We start from the raw sequence: 24,151 nt of genomic DNA, 5'->3' as shown, positions 1-24,151 counted from the left end.
TTCGCATGTTGTCCGAAGTCATCGCGACCCGCTACGTCACGCCCTTGCGTGAGGGCGGGTCGCTTCCGGGGATCGTCGAGGCCGACGATCTCGGTACGTACGTCATGAAGTTCACCGGGGCGGGGCAGGGGCGCAAGACCCTGGTCGCCGAGGTTGTCTGCGGGGAGCTGGGGCGCCGGCTCGGGCTGCGGGTGCCGGAGTTGGTGCGGATGCAGCTGGATCCGGTGATCGGGCTGAGCGAGCCCGATCAGGAGGTGCAGGAGCTGCTGAAGGCCAGTGGCGGGCTGAACCTGGGGATGGACTATCTGCCGGGGTCGCTCGGGTTCGATCCGCTGGCCTTCGAGGTGTCCGCGCGGGAGGCGGGCCGGGTGGTGTGGTTCGACGCGCTGATCAACAACGTGGACCGGTCGTGGCGCAACCCGAATCTGCTGGTCTGGCACGGGGAGCTGTGGCTGATCGACCATGGCGCCACGATGATCTGGCAGCACAACTGGCCCACCGCCGAGAAGTCGGCGGCCAAGCCGTACGACGCCTCCGACCATGTGCTGGCGAGCTTCGGGCCGGACGTCGAGGCCGCGGCGGCCGAGCTCGCGCCGCTGGTCACCGAGGAGCTGCTGGCCGAGGTCGCGGCCGCGGTGCCGGACGAGTGGCTGGCGGGAGAGCCTGGTTTCGACTCGCCGGACGAGCTGCGCCGCGCCTATGTGCGGGCGCTGCTGGACCGCGCCCCGGTGATCGGTGAGCGGATCAACATCGGGGACCCCACGAAGGACGGGCCCTCGCGGGTGCCGGGCTGGCTGGCGACCGAGTTGCCGCGGAGGGCAGTGAAGTGAGCGGCCTGCACAACGGACGTGACGTGTTCGAGTACGCCCTGCTCAAGGTCGTACCGCGGGTCGAACGCGGCGAGATGATCAATGCGGGGGTGGTCGTGTACTGCCGCGCCCGGCGCTTCGTCGAGGCGCGTACGCATCTGGACGAGGGGCGGCTGCGGGCGCTCGACGCGACGGCCGACGTCGAGGGCGTCAAGGCGGCGCTGCACGCCGTCGAGGGGATCTGCTTGGGCGGCGAGCGGGCCGGGCAGGCCGCGGGTGACGACGCGGGGCGGCGCTTCCGGTGGCTGATCGCGCCGCGCAGCACCGTGGTCCAGCCCGGGCCGGTGCACACCGGGCTGACCGTGGACCCGTCCGTGGAGGCGGAGCGGCTGCTCGAACTGTTGGTGAGGTGAGGCGGAGGGGCGGCCGCCGGTCCGTACGGGGCCCGGTGGCCGTCGGCCCGTACAGGGGTCGGCGGGCGCCCTGAAGTGCGCGGGCGTGCCGGGGAGGCGTTGACAGGGGATGGCCGGGCTTCTAGCGTCACCCCTGCTGAAGCTACTAAGCGGTTGCTCACCTGTGGTTGCGGTGCGGCGGACCGCTCGTCGAGGTTTCGAGGGTGAGGAGAACCCCGCATGTCCACCACCGAGCAGCGCGTAGCCATCGTGACGGGCGCGGCCCGCGGCATCGGCGCGGCGACCGCCGTGCGCCTGGCCGCCGAGGGCCGCGCCGTCGCCGTCCTCGACCTGGACGAGGCGGCCTGCAAGGACACCGTCGAGAAGATCACCGCGGCCGGCGGCAAGGCGCTGGCCGTGGGGTGCGACGTCTCGGACGCGGAGCAGGTGGAGGCGGCGGTCGCGCGGGTCGCGGCGGAGCTGGGCGCGCCGACCGTGCTCGTCAACAACGCGGGCGTACTCCGTGACAACCTGCTGTTCAAGATGAGCGACAGCGACTGGGACACCGTCATGAACGTGCACCTGCGGGGCGCGTTCCTGATGTCGCGCGCCTGTCAGAAGCACATGGTCGACGCCAAGTTCGGCCGCATCGTCAACCTCTCCTCCAGCTCGGCGCTCGGCAACCGCGGACAGGTCAACTATTCGGCCGCCAAGGCCGGCCTCCAGGGCTTCACCAAGACCCTCGCCATCGAACTGGGCAAGTTCGGCGTCACCGCCAACGCCGTCGCCCCCGGCTTCATCGTCACCGACATGACCGCCGCCACCGCCGAGCGGGTCGGCATGGGCTTCGAGGACTTCCAGGCCGCGGCCGCCACCCAGATCCCCGTACAGCGCGTCGGCCGGCCCGAGGACATCGCCAACGCCATCGCCTTCTTCGCGGGCGAGGCGGCCGGCTTCGTCTCCGGCCAGGTCATGTACGTGGCCGGCGGACCGCTCAACTGACTTCGAAGGTGGCGAACATGACCGCACAGGACACCCCACTGCCCCCGCTCTCCGGCAAGGCGGCACTGGTCACCGGCGCCAGCCGGGGCATCGGGTACGGCATCGCGCGGGCGCTCGTCGCGCGTGGCGACAAGGTCTGCATCACCGGCCGCAACGAGGACGCCCTCAAGGAGGCCGTCGAGACGCTGGGCGCCGACCGCGTCATCGGCGTCGCGGGCAAGGCGCACGACGAGGCCCACCAGGGTGTCGCCGTCGAGCGTGCCATGGAGGCGTTCGGCCGCGTCGACTACCTGGTCAACAACGCCGGTACGAACCCGGTCTTCGGCCCGATCGCGGACCTCGACCTGAACGTCGCCCGCAAGGTGTTCGAGACCAACGTCGTCTCCGCGCTGGGCTTCGCGCAGCGCACCTGGCACGCGTGGCAGAAGGACAACGGCGGCGCGATCGTCAACATCGCCTCCATCGCCGGTGTCTCCGCCTCGCCCTTCATCGGCGCGTACGGCATGAGCAAGGCCGCGATGATCAACCTGACGTACCAGCTGGCGCACGAGTTCGCGCCGGTGGTACGGGTCAACTCCATCGCCCCCGCGGTGGTCAAGACCAAGTTCGCGGCCGCGCTGTACGAGAACCGCGAGGAGGAGGCGGCGGCGGGCTACCCGATGGGCCGCCTCGGCGTCCCGGAGGACATCGGAGGCGCGGCGGCGTTCCTGCTGTCCGACGCCGCCGGCTGGGTCACGGGGCAGACGCTCCAGGTCGACGGCGGGCTGTTCCTCAACGCGGGCGTGTGAGGGGGCGCGAGGGTAGGCGGGGGCGCGAGCAGCACGCGCGTGCGGGTGCGCACGCCCGCACGCGGAAGCTCCGGCGGCGCTTGCGTTGATGTGCACTCCAAGAGGCAGGGTCTGCGGTGCCGGTCCGGAGGGGACCGGCACCGCAGCCGTTCCGGGCCGTGTGCACGTGTACGGGGTGTACGTGTACGGGCTCGCGACGCGCCTCCCGAAGGAGACCCACCATGCGCTACCGCACCCTCGGCGGCGGTACGGGGCCCACGGTCAGCGCCCTGTGCCTGGGCACCCTGCCGTTCGGCACCACCGTCGACGAACCGACCTCGTTCGCCATCCTCGACCGCTTCGCCGAGGCGGGCGGCACCTTCCTGGACACCGCCGACAACTACGCCTGCTGGGTGCCGGGCGCGACCGGCGACGAGAGCGAGCTGCTGCTCGGGCGCTGGCTGCGCAGCCGGGGCGCCAGGGACCGTACGGTGCTGGCCACCAAGGCCGGTGCCCGCCCCGATCCGTCCCGCGGCCCCGAATGGCCCGCCAACCTGGAAGGGCTGGGCGAGAAGACCGTACGGGCCGCGATCGACGGCAGCCTGCGGCGGCTCGGCACCGACCGGGTGGACCTGTACTACGCCCACGTCGAGGACCGGACCGTGCCGCTGGAGGAGACCGTCGAGGCACTCGCCGGCCTGGTGCGGGACGGTGCCGTGGGCGTCCTCGGGGCCAGCAACCACGCCACGTGGCGGCTCGCCGAGGCCCGCCACATCGCCGGCGCGCGGAACCTGCCCGGCTTCCGCGCCGTACAGCAGCGGCCCACCTATCTGCGGCCCCGGCCCGACGCCGAGCCCGGCCTCCAGCGGGAGACCGACGAAGAACTGCTCGACTACGCCGCTGCGCACGACGACCTGACGCTGCTCGGCTACTCGACGCTGATGCACGGCGGGTACGCGCGGCCGGAGAAGCCGCTGCCCGAACGGTACGACCACCCCGGGTCGGTGGCGCGACTGCGGGTCGTCCAGGAGGTCGCGGCGGAGGCCGGGGCCACCGTGAACCAGGTGGTGCTGGCCTGGCTGACCGGCGGCCGGGTGCCGGTCGTACCCGTCCTCGGTGTGAGCTCGGTGACACAGCTGGACGAGTGCCTGGCGGCCCTGGACCTGCGACTGGACGTGGCGCAGCGGGCGCGGCTCGACACGGCGTGAGCGGTCGCGGGGCGGGCTCATGGCCGGCGGGGGGCCGGGCGTGGGGCGTGCGGAGGGCGGGCGTGCGGGCGTTGTCAGTGGTCGCCGGTAAGTTCGTTGCCGAGAACGGATCGCACACCGGAGGTTGCCCTGTGATGACCGACATGCTGCCCGAGTCCTGGCGCGGCGTCCTCGGCGAGGAGTTGGAGAAGCCCTACTTCAGGGAGCTCACCGAGTTCGTCGAGCAGGAGCGGGCGAAGGGGCCGGTCTACCCGCCCCGCGAGGAGGTCTTCGCGGCCCTCGACGCCACCCCTTACGACCAGGTCAAGGTGATGGTCCTGGGGCAGGACCCGTATCACGGCGAGGGCCAGGGGCACGGGCTGTGCTTCTCCGTGCGGCCGGGCGTCAAGACGCCGCCGTCGCTGCGCAACATCTACAAGGAGATGAAGGAGGAGCTGGGCCACCCGGTCCCGGACAACGGGTATCTGATGCCCTGGGCCCGCCAGGGCGTCCTGCTGCTGAACGCGGTGCTGACGGTGCGGGCCGGCGAGGCCAACTCGCACAAGGGCAAGGGCTGGGAGAAGTTCACCGACGCGGTGATCAGGGCGGTCGTCTCCCGTCCCGACCCGGTGGTGTTCGTGCTCTGGGGCAACTACGCGAAGAAGAAGCTGCCGCTGATCGACACGGCGCGGCACGCGGTGGTGGAGGGCGCGCACCCCTCCCCGCTGTCCGCGAAGAAGTTCTTCGGCTCCCAGCCCTTCACCCGGATAAACGAGGCCGTCGCCGCCCAGGGCCACACCCCGATCGACTGGCGGATCCCCGACCTGGGCTGAGCCGGGCGGCCGTGGCGTGCCGCGCACACCGCGCGGTACCGCCGGGCGCCGGTTAGCGTCGGGGAAGGCAGACCGGACGTGGCGGCGGACCAGGGCGGGAGAGTGCGGCGGTGGACGATCAGCGTGCGAGAGCCGGCGGCGACGTCGTCCTGACCCGCATCGGGCAGGCGGTCATGCTGCACCGGGGCGGTGACCGGGAGGAGGCCCGCAACCGCCTGGCGCGGCTCTGGGCCGAGATCGGGCCGGACGGTGACCCGTTCCACCGCTGCACGCTCGCCCACTACCTCGCCGACACGCAGGACGACCCGGCCGACGAGCTGGACTGGGACCTCACCGCGCTCGAAACGGCCCGGCAGGCGCCGGCCTGCCGGCCCGTCCCGGCGGTGGCGGCGCTGCTGCCCTCGCTCCATCTGAGCCTCGCCGCCGACTACGCCGCCCTGGCCCGCTTCGGCGAGGCCCGCACCGAGCTCGACCGGGCCCGCCGGACGGCGGCGCCGCTGGCCGACGACGAGTACGGCCGAAGCGTGCGGCAGGCGATCGAACGGCTGGGGGTTCGGATCGCCGGTTCGGGCGGTGGCGGTGGGGGAGGGGATGGCGACGGCACGGGTGGTGGGGGCGGGGATGCCGATGGGACAGGTGGTGGGGGCGGGGATGCCGACGGGGCGGGTAGCGGGGGCGGCCCGGGCAGCAAGGGTGGTCCGGGTGCTCCGGGCGTGTCAGGGGGAACGGGAGGTGCGGGAGGATAGGAAAGATCAGTCGCCGTAGACGTCGCGGCAGAGAGTGTCGGCCCGGTCGTCGTCCTGCCAGCGTCCGTATTCGCGCGCCAGCTTGCACAGGCCGGGTGCCGGGGCGGCCGGACGCCGGTTCTCGGTGCGCGGCCACGGGGGACCGTACCGACGGGAGCCGGGAGCCTTGGGCTTGCCTCGTACACCCCGGTCGACGCCCTTACCCCTCTTCTTGCCCGTCGCCACGGGCTCCGGTCGCTGCGGCCGCTGGGCTCCTGACGCAGGGGGGAGCGCGGGCGCCGGCCGCTGCGCGGCGGCCCCGGGCGGCGTCGTCGGCCGCTTGCGCGCCGGAGGCCGGCTGACCTCCGGACCGTTGGGCTCGACGGAGGGGGCGGGCAGCGCGGGGCGCGGCAGGAGACTTTCGGGGGCCGGGCGGTGGGCGACGGTGACACAGCCGGTGGTGACGGCCGCCGTCGTCAGCATGAGGACCGCTGCTGCGGGAATACGGAACACCGGCCAACTCTGCCGATCTCGACGGCGGTTGGGAAGGCCCCGCAGGGGTGAACGTGCCGGAGGGCGTTGACCCGGTGTCAGTTGAAACCGAGCTGCCGGACAGCAGCGGCCGGGCACCGCGGACCGCGGAGGCCGCCGTGTGCGGGGCGGCACGTATGCTTCCGGGGCGCCGGGCACACCGCCGGCGTGCCCGGCGTGATGACCGTACGGCATCAAGGCGGGCGGCATCATCGGCACGCCCGGCGCGCCGGTCCGCGCAGGCGGCCCGCGGCGGCGCAACCCAGGGAGTACGCGTGAAGGTCGGCTGCATCGGACTCGGCGACATCGCACAGAAGGCGTATCTGCCGGTGCTCGGCGCGCAGCCCGGTGTCGAGCTGCACCTTCAGACTCGTACCCCGGCCACCCTGGAGCGGGTCGCCGGAACGTATCGCCTGCCCGCCGGCCAGTGCCACACCGACCTGGACGGGCTGCTCGCCGCCGGCCTGGACGCGGCGTTCGTGCACGCGCCCACCGCCGCGCACCCGGAGATCGTCGGCCGCCTCGTCGAGGCCGGGGTGCCGACCTATGTCGACAAGCCGATCGCCTACGAGCTGGCCGAGACCGAGCGCATCGTACGGCTCGCCGAGGAGCGCGGCATCAGCCTGGCGGTGGGCTTCAACCGCCGCTTCGCGCCGGGGTACGCGCAGTGCCTGGAACACCCCCGCGACCTGATCCTGATGCAGAAGAACCGGATCGGTCTGCCGGAGGACCCGCGTTCGCTGGTGCTGGACGACTTCATCCACGTGGTCGACACGCTGCGTTTCCTGGCGCCCGGGACCGTCGATCACGTGGACGTGCGGGCGAAGATCCAGGACGGTCTGATGCACCACGTGGTGCTGCACCTCTCCGGCGACGGCTTCAGCGCCATCGGCAGCATGAACCGCCTCAGCGGTTCCGCGGAGGAGATCCTCGACGTGTCGGGCCAGGACACCAAGCGCCAGGTCGTCAACCTCGCCGAGGTCATCGACCACAAGGGGCAGCCGAGCGTGCGGCGGCGCGGCGACTGGGTGCCGGTGGCGCGGCAGCGCGGCATCGAGCAGATCGTGCTCGCGTTCCTGGCCGACGTGCGAGCGGGCAGGTTCGTCTCGGCCGAGGACGCGCTCCGTACGCATGAGCTGTGCGAGCGGGTGATCCGGGAGGCGCTGGCGCAGGGGGCGTGAGGCAGGGCGCCCGTACGTCACGGGTGCGCTCCACCGTCAGGCAGACGGCCAGGTCCGCAGGGCCATGTCGGCCACCTGCTGGAGGTCGTCGCGGGTGGCGCCGCCGACGGCCTGGACGGCGATGCCGTTGGCGACGGTCATGATGTAGCGGGCGAGCAGCCCGGGATCCGTGCCGGGCGGTAGATCGCCTTCGGCGACGGCCTGCCGGAACCGGTCGCGGAGCTGGGAAGTGCCCTCCTCGCGCCAGGCGACGAGGGCGTCGCGGGCGGCGCGCCCCGGGTCGCCGGCGGCGAGGGAGGCTTGGACGCCGAGGCACCCGGCGGGGCAGTCCGGCTGGGTCGTGGTCCGGACGGAGCCGTTGAGGAACGCGGTGGCGACCTGCCGGGCGGTCGGCTCCTGCAGGGCCCGGGCTCCGTACGAGGCAGGGCCTTCGGAGTAGCGCTCCAGGGCCTTGCGGAACAGGTCCTCCTTGTTGCCGAAGGCCGCGTACATGCTGGTCCGGGTGATGCCCATGGCGTTGGTCAGGTCGGTGAGGCTGGCGCCCTCGTACCCCTGTTCCCAGAAGACCCGCATGGCCTGTTCGAGGGCCGCGTCGGCGTCGAAGCCTCTCGGCCGGCCGACCGGTCCCTTCCGTCGCGTCTCCATGGACGCGATCCTACCCCTTCCGTACCGGGCGGTGCGGATGTGCTACGTTCCCATTCCGTATCGATCGGTACGGAACTAGGTGGAGGTCAACGCCATGGGACAGCTCGAAGGCCGGACCGCGGTCATCACCGGCGGGCACACCGGAATCGGCCTGGCCAGCGCCGTACGGCTGGCGGCCGAAGGCGCGCACGTGTTCGTCATCGGGCGGCGCAGAGACGAGCTGGACGCGGCCGTGGAGGCCATCGGCCCGGCACGGGTCACCGCCGTGGCAGGTGACATCACGAAACTGGCCGACCTGGACCGCCTCTATGACGCGGTCCGCGCCCGGGGCCGGGGCCTGGACGTGGTCTTCGCCAACGCGGCGACCGCCTCGCTCGCGACGCTGGAGCAGGTCACCGAGGAGCAGCTCGACCAGACGTTCGCGGTCAACGTTCGGGGCACGCTGTTCACCGTGCGGAAGGCGCTGCCGCTGCTCAACGACGGCGCCTCGGTGATCCTGAACGCCTCCACCGCGGCCGGCAACGGCACGGAGGCGTTCGGCGTGTTCGCGGCCTCCAAGGCCGCCGTCCGCTCCTTCGCCCGCACCTGGGCCAACGAACTGAAGGACCGCGGCATCCGGGTCAACGCCGTCTCGCCGGGCCCGATCGACACCACCGGGATCACGGACCTGTTCGGTGCGGAGGCCGCGCCCGGCGTCCGGGCGCAGCTCGCCGCGGGCGTCGCGATGGGCCGGATGGGGCGCCCGGAAGAGGTCGCCGCCGCGGTCGCCTTCCTCGCCTCCGAGCAGAGCAGTTACGTCCTCGGCGCCAACCTCTATGTCGACGGCGGGGAGAACCAGATCTGACCCCTGCCTTCCCGGCAGGCCTCAGCCGTCCCGGTGCGCGCCCCGGCGTGAAGAGAGCGCACGCGGCCCCTTCGCCCCCGCGTGCGCGCCGCGCGTCACGACCACGTACACGCCGAGCGTCGCGATCAGGTACGCGCCGAGCGCCAGCATCGCGCCGTACAACGCCCAGTCACCGAGACGTACGTACGGGCTGGTGCCCTCGGCCAGCGGGACGTCGTACACGGCTGCCGCGCCGCGCTCGGTGCCGAGCCGGTCGCCCACCGGTTCGCCGCGCGGCCCGTACACCGCGCTGACCCCGGTCAAGGTGGCGTGCGCCATCGGCCGCCATGTCTCGGCGGCACGCAGCGCGGCCAGCGAGGCGTGCTGTGCGGGCGCCCAGCTGTCCTGGAAGGTCGACGTGGAGGACTGCGCGACCAGCAGCTGCGCGCCGTCCCGCGCCAGTTGGCGGCTCATGTCCGGGAACGCCGACTCGAAGCACACCAACGGTCCCACGCGCAGTCCGCCCGCCGAGCCGACGGGCATCAGGACCTGCCGGGTGCCGCGCATGCGGTTCTGGTCGGCGGCCTTGCCGACGTGCGTCGCCCAGCCCAGTACGGAGCGGAGCGGGATGTACTCGCCGAAGGGGACCAGCCGCATCTTGTCGTAGCGGTGGCCGGTCGCGCCCTGCGGGCCGACCAGGACGGAACTCTTGTAGATGCCGGGTTGGCCGGCGTGCCGTCCGTCGACGTTCACCAGGAGGTCGGCGCCCACGTCCCTGGAGAGCGCGGCGAGCCGGGCCGCCATGTCCGGGCTGCGGGTCAGGTCCCGGTTGACGCTGCTCTCGCCCCAGACCACCAGCTGGACGCCGCGTCCCGCGTGCGAGCGGGTCAGCGTCTCGCCGCGCGCTATCCGCGCTGCGGCGCCCGCGACTTCACCTGGCTGGACGAGGCCGATACGGACGGTGCCCGCCGCCCGCGGTACCGGCGCCCACAGCCATGCCGCGCAGCTGCCGACCGCGCAGACGAGGAGGCCCGCCATGGCCGGGATTCGGGCACGCGGCAGGGCGACCAGTACGGCGAGCGCGGTGTTGACGGCCACGATGACCAGGCTCAGCAGCCACACCCCGCCGATGGAGGCGAGCCGCAGGGCAGGCGGCACCTGCCACTGGCTGGCTCCCAGCAGCCCCCAGGGGCCACCCAAGTATTCCCAGGACCGCACCAATTCGACCATCAGCCAGCCGGACGGCACGAGCACGAGGGCTGCCGCACACCGGCGTACGCTCGGCGCGTCGTGCAGCAGATTCCGTACGAGTACGCCCCAGGGCGCCCACAACAGACCGAGCAGCGCCGCCAGGATGAGGATGAAGACGTGCAGACTCGGCAGCAGCCAGTGGTGCACCGCCAGCATGAAGCCGGCGCCGCCGAGCCAGCCGTCCAGCGCCGCCCGGCGGTTCGTCCGGGCCGAACGCGCCAGCAGGAGCCACGGGGCGAGGGCGACGTACGCCAGCCACCACAGGGCGGGCGCCGGAAACGCCAGCGCGGGCAGCGCCCCGGCCGCGACCGCGGCGGCACCACGCCCCCAAGGCGACGCGAGCGCCTTCTCCCACCAGCCGGCCGCCTCCCGCATACCGCTCCCTCCCTCGGACGTCGGATCGCAGCATCCAGTGTGCGCGCGTCGGCCGATCATGGACAGCAGGCGGGCGCGACCCGTCAGTCCCGCGCCGGGACCAACTGCCGCCACTTCTCGTGGACGACGACCTCACTCAGCCGCCAGCCCTCGGTGGCGCGACGGGCGGCGAAGGCGTAGCGGCCCGCGCAGGTGTAGTTCGGGGCGGCGGATGCGCCGGTGATCGCGCCGGCGTGCTCGCGGTGCAGGTCGGCCGGCACGCCGGGGCGCGGGTCGGCTGCCGCGCCGGGGTGCACTCCGGCGCCCGTGGCGGGCGGCGCGTCCTGCGGGCCCGCGAGGTGCATCGGGTTGAGGTAGTCCGCCTGTACGGTGGCCGTGTCGCCGGGCGCGCCGCCGTCGCGCAGCTCGATGCCGATCCGCCGGTTGACGATCAGATGCTGGCGTACCGGGAAGCGCCGCATCATCTCGGCCAGCCAGTCCGCGACGTCGGTGACGCCGCCCGCGATGCCGCCCGCCGAGCGGTAGTCGACGTGCCCCTCGGGGACGAACAGGGCCCGGTACGCGGTCCAGTCGCCGTCGTCCACGGCGATCGCGTAGCCGGTGACCAGGTCGTCGATGGCGAGGCGGTCCATGACAGTGGTGTGTTCCACACGCTGGGTCATCGCCTCAGTGTTCGGCATGCGTGGGCCACCGCCAAGAGCCTCGGCACACGGCGCCAAGAGCCTCGGCACGCAAGGCCCGGCACCGGGGGCACGGTGCGCGAAGGATCCGGGCACGGCACGGTACGCCAAGGGCCTGGCCCCGATCCGGCCGTGAGCCCCGATCCGGCCGTGAGCCCCAGTACGGCCGTGGGCCCCGCCCGGAAGCGGGGCCCACGGGGGCGAACGGGGGTGGGCCGGTCAGCGGGCCGAGGCCGGTTCCCCCGCGCCGCGCGCCGCCCGTCCGGCCGAGGTCAGCGCCTGCTCGAACTGCGTGCGGTACAGCTCCTCGTACCGCCCGCCCGCCGCGAGCAGCGCGTCGTGCGTGCCGCGCTCCACGATCCGGCCGTCCTCGACCACCAGGATCAGGTCGGCGGCCCGTACGGTCGACAGGCGGTGCGCGATGACCACGGACGTACGGCCTTCCAGCGCCTCGGCCAGTGCCTCCTGCACCGCCGCCTCGGAGGTGTTGTCCAGATGCGCGGTGGCCTCGTCCAGGATCACCACGCGCGGCCGGGCCAGCAGCAGACGGGCGATGGTCAGCCGCTGCCGTTCACCGCCGGAGAGCCGGTAGCCGCGCTCGCCGACCACCGTGTCCAGGCCGTCGGGCAGTGAGGCGATCAGACCGTCCAGGCGGGAGCGGCGCAGCGCGTCCCACAGCTCCTCCTCGTCCGCCGTCGGCCTGGCCAGCAGCAGGTTCTCGCGGATGGTGTCGTGGAAGAGGTGCCCGTCCTGGGTCACCATGCCGAGGGTGTCGCGGATCGAGTCGGCCGTCAGGTCGCGTACGTCCACGCCGCCCAGCCGCACCGCGCCGGTGTCCGCGTCGTACAGCCGCGGCAGCAGCTGCGCGATCGTCGACTTCCCCGCGCCCGAGGAGCCGACCAGGGCGACCATCTGGCCCGGTTCCGCGCGGAAGGAGACGTCGTGCAGCACCTCGGCGCCGCCCCGCGTGTCGAGGGTCGCCACCTCTTCGAGGGAGGCGAGGGAGACCTTGTCGGCGGACGGGTAACCGAAGCGTACGGAGTCGAACTCCACCGCGACCGGCCCGTCCGGCACCGTGCGGGCGTCCGGCTTCTGCTCGATCAGCGGTTTCAGGTCGAGCACCTCGAAGACCCGCTCGAAGCTGACCAGCGCGCTCATCACCTCGGTGTGCGCGCCGGACAGAGCCGTCAGCGGCGCGTACAGGCGGGTGAGCAGCAGGGCCAGCGAGACGATCGCGCCGGTTTCGAGGTGGCCGCGCAGCGCCAGGAAGCCGCCGAGACCGTAGACGACGGCCAGGGCGAGGGCGGAGACGAGGGTGAGCGCGGTGACGAAGTACGTCTGGACCATGGCGGTACGGACCCCGATGTCCCGCACCCGGCTCGCCCGCGCGGCGAATTCGGCGGACTCCCTGGCCGGGCGGCCGAACAGCTTGACGAGGGTGGCGCCCGGCGCGGAGAACCGCTCGGTCATCTGCGTCCCCATCGCGGCGTTGTGGTCGGACGCCTCCCGGCGCAGCCCGGCCAGCCGCCGGCCGACGCGGCGCGCGGGCAGCACGAACACCGGCAGCAGCACCAGCGCGATCAGCGTGATCTGCCACGACAGACTCAGCATCACCACGAGCGTCAGCAGCAGCGTCACGATGTTGCCGACCACACTGGACAGTGTGTCGCTGAACGCCCGCTGCGCGCCGATGACATCGTTGTTCAGGCGGCTGACCAGCGCACCTGTTCGTGTACGGGTGAAGAAGGCGACCGGCATCCGCTGCACGTGGTCGTAGACGGTGGTCCGCAGGTCGAGGATCAGTCCTTCGCCCAGGCTCGCCGACAGCCACCGGGTCAGCAGGCCGAGCCCCGCCTCCGCCAGGGCGATGGCGGCGATCAGTCCGGCGAGTTTCAGTACGGTACCGGCCGCCTCGCCGCCGTCGATGGCGTCGACCACCCGGCCGGCGAGCAGCGGGGTGGCGACCGCCAGCACGGCGGTCACCGTGCTCAGTACCAGGAACCAGGTCAGCGAGCGCCGGTGCGGCCGGGCGAAGGCGGCGACGCGCCGCAGGGTGGAGCGGGAGAACGGGCGTCTGTCCTGCTGGGCGTTGAGGGCACTGTGCAGCGAATGCCAGGCGGTGACTTCCATGTCCATCGCGGTCCTCCGGAGCGGCGTGGTCGGCACGGGATCGATCGCGGGCCGTGGCGACCGGCGACATGCCTGAAGCTATGACCTCAACCAATGTTGAGGTCAAGGGATTCCCTTGTCGGCGCGCCGGGAGCCGGGGGGGGGAGGTGGTGTGCCGCCCGGCGTACGCAGTGATGCGTACGCCGGGCGTACGGGCTCATGTGCACCCGGATGTACGGGCTGATGTGCACGCCGGGCGTACGGACTGGTGTGCGCGCCGGGCGTACGGGTTGATGTGTACGCCGGGCGTGCGCCGGGCCGTTTGAGTCCTCAGGCGTCCGCGGCGCGCCGCCACGCCGTGGAACGCAGCAGCCGCAGCCCGTTGAGACCGACCAGGACGGTTGACCCCTCGTGCCCGAGCACGCCCAGCGGCAGCGGCAGGTGCCCGGCCAGGTCCCAGACGACCAGCGTGCCGATGCACGCGGACGCGACGAGGAGGTTCTGCACCACCAGCCGGCGCGCCCGGCGGGAGAGCGCGACGACTGTCGGTACTGCCCCGACCTCGTCGCGTACCACCACCGCGTCGGCCGTCTCCAGCGCCAGGTCGGAACCCACCCGGCCCATGGCGACGCCGCTGTGCGCCGCGGCCAGCGCGGGCGCGTCGTTCACCCCGTCGCCGATCATGAGCACCTTCGCCCCGTCCGCCTGCCAGGCGCGGACCGCGGCCACCTTGTCCTGCGGCAGCAGTCCGGCCCGTACGTCCGTGATGCCGCACTCCTCGGCCGTACGGCGGGCGGCGCGGGCGTTGTCGCCGGTCAGCAGGGTCACGCCGGTAGCGGGGGCGGGCCCGGCCCCGCCCCCGGCTTCCGTCAGGCGGGCGGACGCGGGCCCGGCCCCAACGCCCGTCAGGCGGTGCAGCCGGGTCACGGCTTCAGCGGCGCCGGGGCGCAGCCGGTCGGTGACGGCGAGGACGGCGACGGGTGCACCGTCCACCAGAACGGCTGCCGCCGTCTGCCCGGCGGCCTCGATCTCCGCCGCGGCAGCGCGCGCCTCGCGCAGTCGTACCTCCACGAGCCCGTCGCCGCTCCCAGCCGCCCCCGCGCTCAACAGCGCTACCGGGCTGCCGACCCGTACGGTGCGCCCCTCGACGACGGCGTGCACGCCCTGCCCCGGCGCGGACGAGAACTCGCACGCGCCGGGCACCCGCAGACCCCGCTCCCGCGCGGCCGCGACCACGGCCCGGGCGATCGGGTGTTCGCTGGGCTGCTCCGCCGCGGCGGCGAGCGCGAGAGCCCGCGCCTCGTCCGTGCCGCCCAGCGGGCGCACCCCGGCGACGCGTGGCGCGCCCTCGGTGAGCGTGCCGGTCTTGTCCGACGCGACCCGCGTCACCGCCCCCAGGCGCTCCATCGCCGCAGCCGACTTGACCAGGACGCCGTGCCGCCCGGCAGTGGCGATCGCGGACAGCAGCGGGGGCATGGTGGCCAGCACGACCGCGCACGGCGATGCCACGATCATGAAGGTCATGGCCCGCAGCAGGGTGGTGGTGAAGTCCGTGCCGAAGAGCAGCGGCAGCGCGAAGAGGGTGAGGGTCACGGCCACCACCGCGGCGGAGTACCGCTGTTCCACCTTCTCGATGAACACCTGGGTGGGCGCCTTCGTCCGGCCGGCTTCCTCGACCATGGCCACGATGCGGGCGATCGCCCACTCGGTGGCGTCCTTGCCGACCCGTACCCGCAGCGCGCCGGTGCCGTTCAGCGTCCCCGCGAACACCTCGTCGTCCGGGCCCTTGTCCACCGGCAGCGGCTCGCCGGTGATGGTGGCCTGGTCCACCTCGCTCGCGCCGGTCAGTACCGTGCCGTCGGCGGGCAGCCGCTCTCCGGGGCGTACGAGCACCGTGTCGCCCACCCGTAGTGCGGCCGCCTCGACGGTTTCTTCCCGGCCGTCGGCCGTCAGCCGGACGGCGGTGGAGGGCGCGAGGTCGAGCAGGCCGCGCACGGAGTCCTCGGTGCGCCGGGTGGCCAGGGCCTCCAGAGAGCCGGAGACCGCGAAGATCACGATCAGCAGGCCACCGTCGAGGAACTGCCCGATCGCCGCCGCGCCGACCGCCGCGACGATCATCAGCAGGTCGACGTCGAGCGTGCGTTCGCGCAGCGCCCGGAGGCCCGCGAGGGTGGGTTCCCAGCCGCCGGCCGCGTAACACACCGCATAGAGCGGGCCCCACGCCCACGCCGGGGCGCCCGCCAGGTCGAGGGGAAAGGCGAGCAGGAAGGCGAGCGCGGAAAGGGTCGCCCAGCGCACCTCCGGGAGGGCGGAGAGGCGAGTGCGGCGCGGGCGGGGTGGGAGAGCGGGGGCTGTCGGGGCCTCGACGGGGCCCGTGGGGACGGCGGCAGCGGGAACGGTGGACGGCGCGACGGGGGTCGGCCGGCCGGCCGACGGCGCGGCGGTGGCCGGTGGCTGCTGCGTACGGCCGTGACTGGACGTGGACGTCATCGGTACCTCGGTGCGGGGAGGGGGTCGGGTGGAACCCGGACACCATAACCGAATACATGAAGACGTCTTCAAGTATTGCTGAATATACGATGAGGCATATGGGACACGGAGTCGACGGCAGGACCACACCGGCAGCACACCTGGACGCGGATGCGGCCGCGACCATCGCCGCCACACTCCAGGCGCTGGCCACCCCCTCGCGGCTGATGATCCTCACCCGTCTGCGCCAGGGGCCCTGCCCGGTGGGTGAGCTGGCCGAGGCGGTCGGCATGGAGCAGTCGGCCGTCTCGCACCAGCTACGGCTGCTCCGGGCGCTCGGCCTGGTCACCGGGTCGCGGCAGGGCCGCCGGATCGTCTACAGCCTGTACGACACGCACGTCGCCCAGCTCCTCGACGAGGCCGTCTACCACATCGAGCACCTGCGGCTCGGTGCGCGGGACCTGCCCGACACGGCGGCAACGGAGGACACCGACGACTCCGAGGACGAGGCCGAAACCGAAGCCGGAACTGGTGCCGGAGCCGTGGTGGGGAGGCGCATCAGCCGCTGATCAGGCCCCTGACTCAGCCGCAGACTCCGTCCGCGATCCGGCGTGCACCCCCGCGCACCCTCGCGTGCAAGCCCGGAACGCGCCCCGCGCTCGCCCCGCGCTCACCCGGCCTTGCGCGCCGCCAGCTGCTCCCGTACATCCTCCGCCGAGAGATAGACATCGGTCCGTTCGAAATCGCGCAGCGTCGCGGGCTTCTCGGCCTGGAATCCGGTGCGTACGAAGTCGTCCCCGGCGGTGGCGTTGATCAGCCAGTTCGCCACGGTACGGAACCTGGCGACACCGGTACGCAGCGCCATCAGATGGTAGCCGCGCGCCGCCACCTGGGCGGGCAGCCCCGTCAGCTCGTACCCCAGCGGTTTGGACACCGCGTCGATGCCGCCGAGGTCCACGACCAGGCCCAGGTCCTTGTGCCGGTACGGCGTCCGCGGCGCTCCGCGCAGCCCGGCGATGATGTTGCGCGCGGCGTGCTTGCCCTGCCGCTGGGCATGCTGCGCGGTGGGCGGACAGACGGCGCCTGCGCCCTTCGTCAGGTCCGGGACGGCCGCGGCGTCACCGCAGGCCAGCACGTCCGGCGTGCCCGGCACGGTCAGGTCGGCGTCGACGACGAGCCGGCCCCGTACGGTCTCCGCCCCGAGCGTGCCGATGAGCGGGCTGGCCGCCACGCCCGCCGTCCAGATCAGCGTCCGGCACGGCAGCACCCGTCCGTCCGTGAACTGCACACAGTCCTCGGTCACTTCGGCGACCGAGACGCCGAGCGACACCTCCGTACCGCGCTGCCGCATCAGTTCCAGCGCCTTCTGGCCCAGCCGGTCGCCCAGCTCGGGCATCAGCTTCGGCGCGATGTCGATGAGGTGCCACTTGATCTGGGTGGGGTCCAGCCGCGGGTAGCGCCGGGCGGCCGCGTTGGTGAGCCGCTGGAGGTAGGCGACCGTCTCCGTGCCCGCGTAGCCGCCGCCGACGACGACGAACTGGAGCCGCGCCGCGCGCTCTTCCGGATCGGTCGAGGCCGCGGCGATGTCGAGCTGCGCGATGACGTGATCCCGGATGTACGCGGCCTCGGCCAGCGTCTTCATGCCCCGCGCGTACGTCGTCAGGCCGGGGATGTCGAACGTACGGGTGATGCTGCCGGGCGTCAGCACCAGACGGTCGTAACGGATGTCGGTCGTCTCACCCGTGATCAGCCGTACGACGCAGACCTTCGCCGCGGTGTCGATGCCGATCACCCCGCCGGGCACCAGACGCGTCCGGCGCAGGATCCGCCGCAAGGAGGGCGCGATCGACTGCGGGGTGACCACTCCGGCGGCGACGTGCGGCAGCAGCGGCAGGTACAGCTCGTAGTTGTTGGGTGTGACCAGCATGATCTCGGCCGTCTCGGCGGACAGTCCGTGCTCCAGGCCCCGGGCGCACTCCACCCCGGCGAAGCCGCCGCCCACGATCAGGACTCTGGGTCGTTCCATGACGCGTCCTCGCCTCTGTCAGCAGCTGTGTCGGCTCCCGGCCACGCTGGCACGGGGCGGCGGGGCCCGCCACCGCGCCCACCGAGTACCTCCTGCGACCGGGTGAGAAACAGGTGACCCTGCCGCCACATGCGTCACGGGCCCCCGGGCCCTGGGCCCGGGCTCCGGCGCCCGGCTCAGCGGCCGTCGCGATGGGTGGGCCGGGGACGTCCGGTGCGGGCGAAGTGCGGCAGGGAGATGCCGCCGCGGTGCGCCGTCTCGCCGGCGCCGGGCCGGACGAAGAGGGTGACGGTGACGCCCTCGGTGAAGCCGTTACGGCGCATCAGCGTCGCCGACGCCGTGTTGTTCACCTCGACGTCGGTCACCACGGACGAGGCGCCGGCCTCCGTCAGCGCGGCGCAGCAGTCCTGCACCAGCCGCCCGGCCACGCCGCGCCCCTGGAAGTCCGGGTCCACCGCGATCCACTCCAGATACCCCCAGTCCTCCCGCTGCTCGAAGGTCATCGAGCCGAGCACGAACGCGGCGAGCCGGTCGCCGGCCATGGCGACCCGGCAGGCGGGCACGGAGGCGTCGAGGTGCGTGGCGACGGCGGTCAGCGACCATCCGGTGTACGGCATGGCATCGGTGTCGTAGACCCGTTCGCCCAGCTCCAGGACGGCCGGGAGGTGCTCGGGGCGCAGCGGGAGCAGGGTGATCTCAGTGTCGTGCGCGTCCGGTGTGGCCATGACCGGCGCTCCTTTCGCTAGGACGGTGGCGGCCAGGGAAAACCGCAAATCCACCCTAATTGGCGCAATGACCCTCCGTAGATCCACCCCTGTAGTTTGCGGGGGTGAGTACCGCCGTCGCCGAAATCCTCTCCCTCCTGCTGCTGGTCTGCGTCCTGGTCTTCGCCGTACGGAGGCCGGGCGGCGCCCCCGAGGCGGTGGCGGCCGTACCGGCGGCGGGTCTGCTCGTGCTGGTCGGCGCGGTGTCGCCGGGCGCCGCGTGGGAGCAGGTGCACAAGCTGCTGCCGGTCGTCGGTTTCCTGGCCGCCGTGCTGGTGCTGGCGTACCTGTGCGCCAGGGAAGGGCTCTTCGAAGCGGCGGGCGCGGTGTTGGCGCGGCGCTGCGCGGGACGGCCACGGCTCCTGCTGGCCGGAGTCTTCGTACTCGCCGCTGCCGTCACGGCGGTGCTCAGCCTGGACGCGACGGTGGTGCTGCTGACACCGGTGATCGTGGCCACCGCCACGCACGCCGGCGTGCGCGCCCGCCCGCACCTGTACGCGGGCGCCCACCTGTCGAACTCCGCCTCGCTGCTGCTGCCCGTATCCAACCTCACCAACCTGCTGGCTCTCGGCGCGGCCGGGCTGTCCTTCACCCGGTTCGCCGCCCTGATGGCGCTTCCGTGGGTCGTGGCGGTGCTCTTCGAGTACGTGGTGTTCCGGTGGTTCTTCGGCCGGGAACTGGCGGACGACGAACGGTGCGTGGACGCGGGGGAGCCTTGTGCGGGCGGGGCACACGGGCAACAGGCAGCTCCGCCACCGCTCCCGGTCTTCGCGCTCGTGGTCCTCTCGCTGACACTCGCCGGGTTCGTCGTGACCTCCTTCGCCGGGATTGCTCCGGTCTGGGCGGCGCTGGGCGGCGTGCTGGCCCTCGGGATACGCGAGATGGCACGCCGGGGGACGACCGCGACCGACACCGCGGCCGGCCCGGCGACCAGTTCCAGGACCGCGACCAGGACCGGTACCTCGACCGCGACCGGAGCCCTGACCGGGATGCTGAAAGCGGCCAACCCCTTCTTCTGCCTCTTCGTGCTGGCCCTCGGCGTCGTGGTGGAGGCGGTCGTCGCCAACGGTCTCGGCGACGCCGTCGACCGACTGCTGCCCGAGGGCGCTTCGCTGCCGGCGCTCCTCGGGGTGGCCGTGTTCGCCGCCCTCCTCGCCAACGTCATCAACAACCTGCCGGCCGTGCTGACGCTGCTTCCGGTCGCGGCACACGGTGGTGCCGGCCCCGTCCTCGCGGTGCTGATCGGCGTGAATCTCGGCCCGAACCTGACGTACGTGGGCTCGCTGGCCACACTCCTGTGGCGACGCATCCTCCAGGAACGGGGCGACGCACCGGAACTGGGCACGTTCACCCGGCTCGGGCTCCTGACTGTCCCGGGAGGCCTGGTCCTGTCCACGCTGGCCCTGTGGGGAGCCATGCAGATCATCGGCACATGACGGCCCGCCACCCCCGACGACCGATCGGCGAAATCACCTACAGCCCGCCCGGACGAGTGAACTGAGTGAACTTGCGACCGATTGGCGAGAAGGGCGCGCAGACGCCGCGTAGGGCAAATGTGCGTACGGGATAAGCGCTGACCGGAAACAGCTCGGTCCTTCAGCCGAAGCACGGTGCCGGGAAGGGCACGCATGACGCCTTTCCCGCCCCGGTCGGCACTCCTCCCCACCCCCGTCCCGCCCGACAACCGCCCCATCGCACCGGCTGCGCCCACCGTGACCGCCGTCACATTCACGGCCTCCGGTGGGCGGGCGTCCACCACTCAGGTCCATGGCATGAGTTTCGGACAACTTCATTACGTATGGGCCGTCCGGACTGACGGTGGGGCCAGCGGGTAAGCCGTAGACACGTAGGGCGCAGCCGACGACCCGGACCCCGCCGGAGGCTGGCACCGCGCGGATGCCGAACGCCGACGGTGGTCATCTCCGCCCGGGCCGCAACGGGCGACTCCCCAAACTTCCGTACGTCTCCACCGCCAGCGTGCGGCGGCATCACGCGCACCGGCACGGAGGTGGGGACGGGCATGGTGGAACAGGGGCGGAGCTACGCGAGCAGGGAACACGTGGTGGGCGCGACCACGGTGGTGGAACTGAGCGGAGAAATGGACATCCTGGCGACGACCGCGTTGACCGCGCGTCTCGACGAGATCACCGGAGCGCGCTGCCCCGATCTCGTCCTCGACATGCGGCACGTGACCTTCATCGACTGCTGCGGCATGTCGATGCTGTGCCGCACCCGCCGCCGGGTCGAGGCCAAGGCGGGCCGCCTGCGCCTGGCCGGCGTCGCCGACAGCCCCAGTGTGCTGCGACTGCTGCGCCTGACAGGCCTGCTGCCCGCCTTCGACCTCTGCCTCGACCCGGACCCCGACGCCATTCCCGGACTCGCCGGTGGGACCCGGCCGGACGGCGACTGCCGCCCAGGCCCCGAAGGCGCAGGCCGCCCGGCCGCCCCGGACACCGCCGTCGCTTGAGCAGACGTCAGGCCGGCAGATGGGCCTCGATCGCCTCCGTCAACTCCGCCGCCTCGGGCTCGGTTCGGGGCCGGAACCGCCCCACGACCTTCCCCTCCGCGTCGATGAGGAACTTCTCGAAGTTCCACTGCACGTCACCGGCCTCGCCCGCGCCGTCCTCGGTGCGGGCGAGCTCCGCGTACAGCGGGTGCCGGTCCGGTCCGTTGACGTCCGTCTTCTCGAACAGCGGGAAGCTGACCCCGTAGGTGGCCGAGCAGAACGTGGCGATCTCCTCGGCGCTGCCCGGCTCCTGGCCCGCGAACTGGTTGCTGGGGAAGCCGAGCACGCTGAAGCCGCGGTCGCCGTACTGCTGCTGGAGCCGCTCCAGCCCCGAGTATTGCGGCGTCAGGCCGCACTTGGACGCCACGTTGACCACCAGCAGGGCGCGACCTCGGTAGTTGGCCAGCGAGGCGGGCTCACCGTTCAGGGTGCGCAGGGGGATGTCGTACAGGCTCACGTTCAGGCTCCTCGCTACGGGACCGCTGGTGCGGACGGACTTCCTCGGTGACAACAGCGCTCGCCCGCGCGTTCTTCCCTGGCTGCCGTTCCTGCCGGGTTGTGTGGGCGGGGCGGCATTCGTGGGGGACGGGAACGGTTGGTGCGTGTGCGTGACCCGGCCCGGCGTCACATGCCGAACCGGGTGACCGAAGGGCGTTCGGCGACTGGTCGAGCCCTCCCGCTCAGGACAATTCCGGGACAGGGTCGTGGCCATGCTCGGCCATGAATGCATTCTGGGCCTCTTGTGCCCTCTGCGGAATCACGGCCATGCAGTAGGTCCAGAAGTCCGACAGGACAGCGGCGGTCTGGTCGATGGTGAAGTCGCCCTGCACATGGTCAACGTGCTCGTTCTGGATGTGCACGCCGTGAGGGGAAATCTCCGCGTAGTGTGCATTGCCGCCGAATTCTTCGACCTGAGCCTTGGGATTTCGTCGGGCCGCTGCGACCAGGGCGGCGACTTCCAGCAGGCCGTTGGGGGCGAGCTGGATGTCCGTCGTCACCCATTGCCCCAGCACGCGTAGGTCATCGGGACCCACGTACCTTGGGTAACCGCCATCGCTGGCGAAGTACTCGGTGACTCGCTCCATTGGTGTGAAACCTTCCTTACGACGGTGGGAAGACAGGGTATCCGGTCAGGGCATGGCCGGTGACCGGGTCGTAGTACCCCTGGATCCGGATTCCCTTGTACGTGCTCTCCCACATGTTGCTGATGGGGTCGACCACTTCCGCATTCGTAAACGCTTTCCGGATGGCCCGGTCGCACTGTGCCGGAGTCCAGTCCTCAGGGAAAAAGGTGCTCTGTGCGCGCTTCTTGATCCACTCTCCGTCACGGGGATTCTTCATCCACACATGCCCCCGGGTGAGTCCGGACGCATGATCGCGGTCGGTGATCTTCGGCACCTTCACGCCCGGCCGGTCCTGCCCTCCCGGGCGTACGTGATACCCCGTGACCCGCGCCTGGCCGTTTGCGCTGTATTTGATTTCTCCCTTGAGTACGTGATGCCGGGCGGAGTCGGGGAACTTGCCGCTCGGTTTGGCGCGGGCGAGACTGCCGACGTTGTTTTGAGTATTGCGCAGCAGGGGGCGGCCCCTGGGGCCGGTGGGACCTCCACCAGCCATGGCCAAGCGGCGGCCGCCCAGATCGGGCAGCGACAGATCCAGGTTGCGCAGGGGGTTGTCGAGTGAGCGCCACCGCTTGCTGAAGTTACGCAGCGGGGCATTGATATTGCGGAGACCGTCCAGCTTCATGTTGCCCAGGACGTTCTTGACGCCCCCGGCTTCCCCGATGGCTCTGGCGCCGCGGGCGGCTCCTCCGTAGGCGCCGCCCAGGAGGAGGCCGGAGGTGCCGGCGTCCTGGATCTCGGCGAGGTTGATGCCTTTCTGCTCACCGAGCAGGTTGCGGCCGCCCTGGGCCACCACCACGTCCACCGTGATGGCTTCGACGCCGCCGATGGCTGCGGTGGCCAGGACCGTTCCGGCGATTTCGGCCACAGTGGCGGAGACGGCCACGCCTGCGGTGCCGGCCGCGGCGACGATCGCCTCGGTGGCGCCTGCCGCGGCTATCTCGCTGATGCCGCCGGTGAACAGGGCCAGGGCCGTCCCGGCCACCAGCACTGCTCCCGCGATCTCCAGTTCGTGCTCGATCTTCTTCTTGGCCGCGGCGATCTCGTCGGCGAACTTGTCCAGGGCCTTGGCCATGTCCCGGGCGGCGGAGGCCACATCGTCCAGGTAGCCCTTGCCGCCGCCGTGGTATTTGCGCCAGAAGTCGCCGAATGCCTCGATGCCCGGGCCCTTGTTGTTGTCGATGACGTCCTGGGCAGGCTTGTGCGCCGCCGCGGTGACGTCCTCCACGTCGTCGGCGAAGGTCCGCCATGCGCGGGCGGCTTCCCGCAGTTCGTCCTCGTCGCCCTCCGGCCACCACATGCCGGTGAGGTCCTGGACAATCTCCTTGGCCTTGTCGGCGGCGCTCACTGTGCACCGCCCTTGCCGAATCCGGAGGACGCGGAACGGTCTGCTTCCTCGTGGTTGTCCGCCATGTCTTTCATGGCCTTGGAGATACTTTCCAGTCCCTTGACCAAGGCTTGGGCGGCCTTTTCTATTTGCTCGCGGTGCGGGGCGTACATGTGCTGGAACTTCTGTCCCTGCTCGTCGTCTCCCCACGGCGAGCCGAGGCCGTCCAGCGAGCCTTTGAGTTTGCTCGTCGCCTTCGCCAGCGCGTCCGCTTCCCGGTGGAAACGCGGCGCCGCGGACTTGAGCTGGTCCGTGTCGATGTCGAAGCCGTCACCGGCCATAGGTCCCCCCAGGAACTGTGCTTTCGCGTGTTCCCACAATCTATCGCGAGCCACTGACAACGCTTCAGCCGGTTTCGCAGCCGTAGCTGTTCACCGATCAAGTAATTAGCCGTGTGCAGAGAAGAAGCCGTGACGGCGGCGCAGCAGCTCATCGGAAGCCATGCGGGTCCTCATGGCCCGCCGCTCGCGATCGATGATGAACGTGTGCGCGAAAGGCGCGGGACCCTTGTCGTTCCCTGCGGTTCCATCGAGTATCTGGAGAGCCGAGACCTGGACGAGCAGTCGGT

The 24,151-nt window shown here is 72.0% G+C and carries 24 protein-coding genes; 12 read left to right on the top strand and 12 right to left on the bottom strand.

What is annotated here, in order from left to right; all coding sequences use genetic code 11:
- Positions 1-5: 5 nt before the first annotated feature.
- The 7 genes from JXZ78_RS17755 (at position 6) to JXZ78_RS17725 (ending at position 5,736) form a co-directional block, all read left to right on the top strand.
- A complete protein-coding gene (locus tag JXZ78_RS17755; protein WP_030017951.1) occupies positions 6-830 on the top strand; it encodes a HipA family kinase in 825 nt (274 codons plus the stop codon).
- Entirely contained in the window at positions 827-1,222 is a 396-nt protein-coding gene (locus JXZ78_RS17750) for a DUF3037 domain-containing protein (protein ID WP_030017953.1), read from the top strand. Before JXZ78_RS17755 ends, JXZ78_RS17750 begins: the two co-directional genes overlap by 4 nt.
- A gap of 219 nt (positions 1,223-1,441) precedes the next feature.
- Positions 1,442-2,203: a 3-oxoacyl-ACP reductase FabG gene (gene fabG / locus JXZ78_RS17745; protein ID WP_030017954.1), complete on the top strand. Its 762-nt coding sequence runs from the start codon at positions 1,442-1,444 to the stop codon at positions 2,201-2,203.
- Between the two features lie 17 nt (positions 2,204-2,220).
- Positions 2,221-2,991 (top strand): SDR family oxidoreductase, encoded by a 771-nt coding sequence (locus JXZ78_RS17740; protein ID WP_030017955.1) that lies wholly within the window; start codon positions 2,221-2,223, stop codon positions 2,989-2,991.
- 221 nt (positions 2,992-3,212) lie between these two features.
- On the top strand, positions 3,213-4,178 hold the full coding sequence (locus tag JXZ78_RS17735) for an aldo/keto reductase (RefSeq protein ID WP_030017956.1): 966 nt from the start codon (positions 3,213-3,215) through the stop codon (positions 4,176-4,178).
- 134 nt (positions 4,179-4,312) lie between these two features.
- A complete protein-coding gene (locus tag JXZ78_RS17730; RefSeq protein ID WP_030017957.1) occupies positions 4,313-4,990 on the top strand; it encodes a uracil-DNA glycosylase in 678 nt (225 codons plus the stop codon).
- 110 nt (positions 4,991-5,100) lie between these two features.
- Positions 5,101-5,736 carry a hypothetical protein gene (locus JXZ78_RS17725; protein WP_308281045.1) on the top strand — a complete coding sequence of 212 codons (636 nt, stop codon included), beginning with the start codon at positions 5,101-5,103 and terminating at the stop codon, positions 5,734-5,736.
- Between the two features lie 6 nt (positions 5,737-5,742).
- On the opposite strand, the gene JXZ78_RS17720 is transcribed toward JXZ78_RS17725, so the two are convergent.
- Positions 5,743-6,228: a superantigen-like protein SSL4 gene (locus JXZ78_RS17720; RefSeq protein WP_157851656.1), complete on the bottom strand. Its 486-nt coding sequence runs from the start codon at positions 6,226-6,228 to the stop codon at positions 5,743-5,745.
- Between the two features lie 293 nt (positions 6,229-6,521).
- Here JXZ78_RS17720 and JXZ78_RS17715 point away from each other — a divergent pair, with 293 nt between their 5' ends.
- Complete coding sequence (locus tag JXZ78_RS17715) at positions 6,522-7,427, top strand: Gfo/Idh/MocA family protein (RefSeq protein ID WP_030021889.1); 906 nt, start codon at positions 6,522-6,524, stop codon at positions 7,425-7,427.
- A gap of 36 nt (positions 7,428-7,463) precedes the next feature.
- On the opposite strand, the gene JXZ78_RS17710 is transcribed toward JXZ78_RS17715, so the two are convergent.
- Positions 7,464-8,072 carry a TetR/AcrR family transcriptional regulator gene (locus JXZ78_RS17710; RefSeq protein WP_030021888.1) on the bottom strand — a complete coding sequence of 203 codons (609 nt, stop codon included), beginning with the start codon at positions 8,070-8,072 and terminating at the stop codon, positions 7,464-7,466.
- Between the two features lie 94 nt (positions 8,073-8,166).
- Here JXZ78_RS17710 and JXZ78_RS17705 point away from each other — a divergent pair, with 94 nt between their 5' ends.
- On the top strand, positions 8,167-8,916 hold the full coding sequence (locus tag JXZ78_RS17705) for an SDR family NAD(P)-dependent oxidoreductase (protein WP_030021887.1): 750 nt from the start codon (positions 8,167-8,169) through the stop codon (positions 8,914-8,916).
- Positions 8,917-8,937: 21 nt separating this feature from the next.
- Here the strand turns inward: JXZ78_RS17705 and lnt are convergent, their stop codons facing one another.
- The 4 genes from lnt to JXZ78_RS17685 form a co-directional block, all read right to left on the bottom strand.
- The gene (lnt, locus tag JXZ78_RS17700) at positions 8,938-10,521 is read right to left on the bottom strand and encodes an apolipoprotein N-acyltransferase (RefSeq protein WP_078624456.1); all 1,584 of its coding nucleotides are present in this window, start codon (positions 10,519-10,521) and stop codon (positions 8,938-8,940) included.
- Between the two features lie 83 nt (positions 10,522-10,604).
- Positions 10,605-11,183 (bottom strand): nuclear transport factor 2 family protein, encoded by a 579-nt coding sequence (locus JXZ78_RS17695; RefSeq protein WP_030021885.1) that lies wholly within the window; start codon positions 11,181-11,183, stop codon positions 10,605-10,607.
- Positions 11,184-11,420: 237 nt separating this feature from the next.
- Entirely contained in the window at positions 11,421-13,337 is a 1,917-nt protein-coding gene (locus JXZ78_RS17690; protein WP_030021884.1) for an ABC transporter ATP-binding protein, read from the bottom strand.
- A gap of 303 nt (positions 13,338-13,640) precedes the next feature.
- Complete coding sequence (locus JXZ78_RS17685) at positions 13,641-15,800, bottom strand: heavy metal translocating P-type ATPase (protein WP_078624455.1); 2,160 nt, start codon at positions 15,798-15,800, stop codon at positions 13,641-13,643.
- Between the two features lie 98 nt (positions 15,801-15,898).
- On the opposite strand from JXZ78_RS17685, the gene JXZ78_RS17680 reads away from it, so the two are divergent.
- Entirely contained in the window at positions 15,899-16,348 is a 450-nt protein-coding gene (locus JXZ78_RS17680) for an ArsR/SmtB family transcription factor (protein ID WP_078624454.1), read from the top strand.
- 101 nt (positions 16,349-16,449) lie between these two features.
- On the opposite strand, the gene JXZ78_RS17675 is transcribed toward JXZ78_RS17680, so the two are convergent.
- Together JXZ78_RS17675 and JXZ78_RS17670 are read right to left on the bottom strand one after the other, a co-directional pair.
- On the bottom strand, positions 16,450-17,805 hold the full coding sequence (locus JXZ78_RS17675; RefSeq protein WP_030021881.1) for an NAD(P)/FAD-dependent oxidoreductase: 1,356 nt from the start codon (positions 17,803-17,805) through the stop codon (positions 16,450-16,452).
- A gap of 176 nt (positions 17,806-17,981) precedes the next feature.
- Positions 17,982-18,530 carry a GNAT family N-acetyltransferase gene (locus tag JXZ78_RS17670; protein ID WP_033038565.1) on the bottom strand — a complete coding sequence of 183 codons (549 nt, stop codon included), beginning with the start codon at positions 18,528-18,530 and terminating at the stop codon, positions 17,982-17,984.
- A gap of 104 nt (positions 18,531-18,634) precedes the next feature.
- Between JXZ78_RS17670 and JXZ78_RS17665 the strand changes: the two genes are divergently transcribed.
- Both JXZ78_RS17665 and JXZ78_RS17660 read left to right on the top strand, forming a co-directional pair.
- Positions 18,635-20,005 (top strand): SLC13 family permease, encoded by a 1,371-nt coding sequence (locus tag JXZ78_RS17665; protein ID WP_030021879.1) that lies wholly within the window; start codon positions 18,635-18,637, stop codon positions 20,003-20,005.
- Positions 20,006-20,589: 584 nt separating this feature from the next.
- Positions 20,590-21,036 (top strand): STAS domain-containing protein, encoded by a 447-nt coding sequence (locus tag JXZ78_RS17660; protein ID WP_050502713.1) that lies wholly within the window; start codon positions 20,590-20,592, stop codon positions 21,034-21,036.
- 7 nt (positions 21,037-21,043) lie between these two features.
- On the opposite strand, the gene JXZ78_RS17655 is transcribed toward JXZ78_RS17660, so the two are convergent.
- The 4 genes from JXZ78_RS17655 to JXZ78_RS17640 all read right to left on the bottom strand — a co-directional run bounded on the left by JXZ78_RS17655 (position 21,044) and on the right by JXZ78_RS17640 (position 23,864).
- Entirely contained in the window at positions 21,044-21,532 is a 489-nt protein-coding gene (locus JXZ78_RS17655) for a glutathione peroxidase (RefSeq protein ID WP_030021876.1), read from the bottom strand.
- Positions 21,533-21,755: 223 nt separating this feature from the next.
- The gene (locus JXZ78_RS17650) at positions 21,756-22,160 is read right to left on the bottom strand and encodes a hypothetical protein (protein WP_030021875.1); all 405 of its coding nucleotides are present in this window, start codon (positions 22,158-22,160) and stop codon (positions 21,756-21,758) included.
- A 16-nt stretch (positions 22,161-22,176) separates the two neighbouring features.
- Positions 22,177-23,544 (bottom strand): EndoU domain-containing protein, encoded by a 1,368-nt coding sequence (locus tag JXZ78_RS40800; RefSeq protein ID WP_050502712.1) that lies wholly within the window; start codon positions 23,542-23,544, stop codon positions 22,177-22,179.
- On the bottom strand, positions 23,541-23,864 hold the full coding sequence (locus tag JXZ78_RS17640; RefSeq protein ID WP_030021873.1) for a WXG100 family type VII secretion target: 324 nt from the start codon (positions 23,862-23,864) through the stop codon (positions 23,541-23,543). The genes JXZ78_RS40800 and JXZ78_RS17640 overlap by 4 nt, the downstream gene beginning before the upstream one ends.
- Between the last annotated feature and the right edge of the window lie 287 nt (positions 23,865-24,151).

The sequence above is a fragment of the Streptomyces monomycini genome (genome assembly GCF_022271435.1).
Taxonomy (GTDB): Bacteria; Actinomycetota; Actinomycetes; order Streptomycetales; family Streptomycetaceae; genus Streptomyces; species Streptomyces monomycini.
Note: the sequence above shows the minus strand (reverse complement) of the source record. Positions and strands in the feature narration are given on the sequence as shown.

What these genes read in the sequence shown, in the direction of transcription:
- JXZ78_RS17755 (WP_030017951.1), top strand. Translation starts at nt 6, where the DNA reads ATGTTGTCCGAAGTCATCGCGACCCGCTACGTCACGCCCTTGCGTGAG.
- fabG (WP_030017954.1), top strand. Translation starts at nt 1,442, where the DNA reads ATGTCCACCACCGAGCAGCGCGTAGCCATCGTGACGGGCGCGGCCCGC.
- JXZ78_RS17740 (WP_030017955.1), top strand. Translation starts at nt 2,221, where the DNA reads ATGACCGCACAGGACACCCCACTGCCCCCGCTCTCCGGCAAGGCGGCA.
- JXZ78_RS17735 (WP_030017956.1), top strand. Translation starts at nt 3,213, where the DNA reads ATGCGCTACCGCACCCTCGGCGGCGGTACGGGGCCCACGGTCAGCGCC.
- JXZ78_RS17730 (WP_030017957.1), top strand. Translation starts at nt 4,313, where the DNA reads ATGACCGACATGCTGCCCGAGTCCTGGCGCGGCGTCCTCGGCGAGGAG.
- JXZ78_RS17710 (WP_030021888.1), bottom strand. Translation starts at nt 8,072, where the DNA reads ATGGAGACGCGACGGAAGGGACCGGTCGGCCGGCCGAGAGGCTTCGAC.
- JXZ78_RS17705 (WP_030021887.1), top strand. Translation starts at nt 8,167, where the DNA reads ATGGGACAGCTCGAAGGCCGGACCGCGGTCATCACCGGCGGGCACACC.
- lnt (WP_078624456.1), bottom strand. Translation starts at nt 10,521, where the DNA reads ATGCGGGAGGCGGCCGGCTGGTGGGAGAAGGCGCTCGCGTCGCCTTGG.
- JXZ78_RS17695 (WP_030021885.1), bottom strand. Translation starts at nt 11,183, where the DNA reads ATGACCCAGCGTGTGGAACACACCACTGTCATGGACCGCCTCGCCATC.
- JXZ78_RS17690 (WP_030021884.1), bottom strand. Translation starts at nt 13,337, where the DNA reads ATGGACATGGAAGTCACCGCCTGGCATTCGCTGCACAGTGCCCTCAAC.
- JXZ78_RS17685 (WP_078624455.1), bottom strand. Translation starts at nt 15,800, where the DNA reads ATGACGTCCACGTCCAGTCACGGCCGTACGCAGCAGCCACCGGCCACC.
- JXZ78_RS17680 (WP_078624454.1), top strand. Translation starts at nt 15,899, where the DNA reads ATGGGACACGGAGTCGACGGCAGGACCACACCGGCAGCACACCTGGAC.
- JXZ78_RS17675 (WP_030021881.1), bottom strand. Translation starts at nt 17,805, where the DNA reads ATGGAACGACCCAGAGTCCTGATCGTGGGCGGCGGCTTCGCCGGGGTG.
- JXZ78_RS17670 (WP_033038565.1), bottom strand. Translation starts at nt 18,530, where the DNA reads ATGGCCACACCGGACGCGCACGACACTGAGATCACCCTGCTCCCGCTG.
- JXZ78_RS17660 (WP_050502713.1), top strand. Translation starts at nt 20,590, where the DNA reads ATGGTGGAACAGGGGCGGAGCTACGCGAGCAGGGAACACGTGGTGGGC.
- JXZ78_RS17650 (WP_030021875.1), bottom strand. Translation starts at nt 22,160, where the DNA reads ATGGAGCGAGTCACCGAGTACTTCGCCAGCGATGGCGGTTACCCAAGG.
- JXZ78_RS17640 (WP_030021873.1), bottom strand. Translation starts at nt 23,864, where the DNA reads ATGGCCGGTGACGGCTTCGACATCGACACGGACCAGCTCAAGTCCGCG.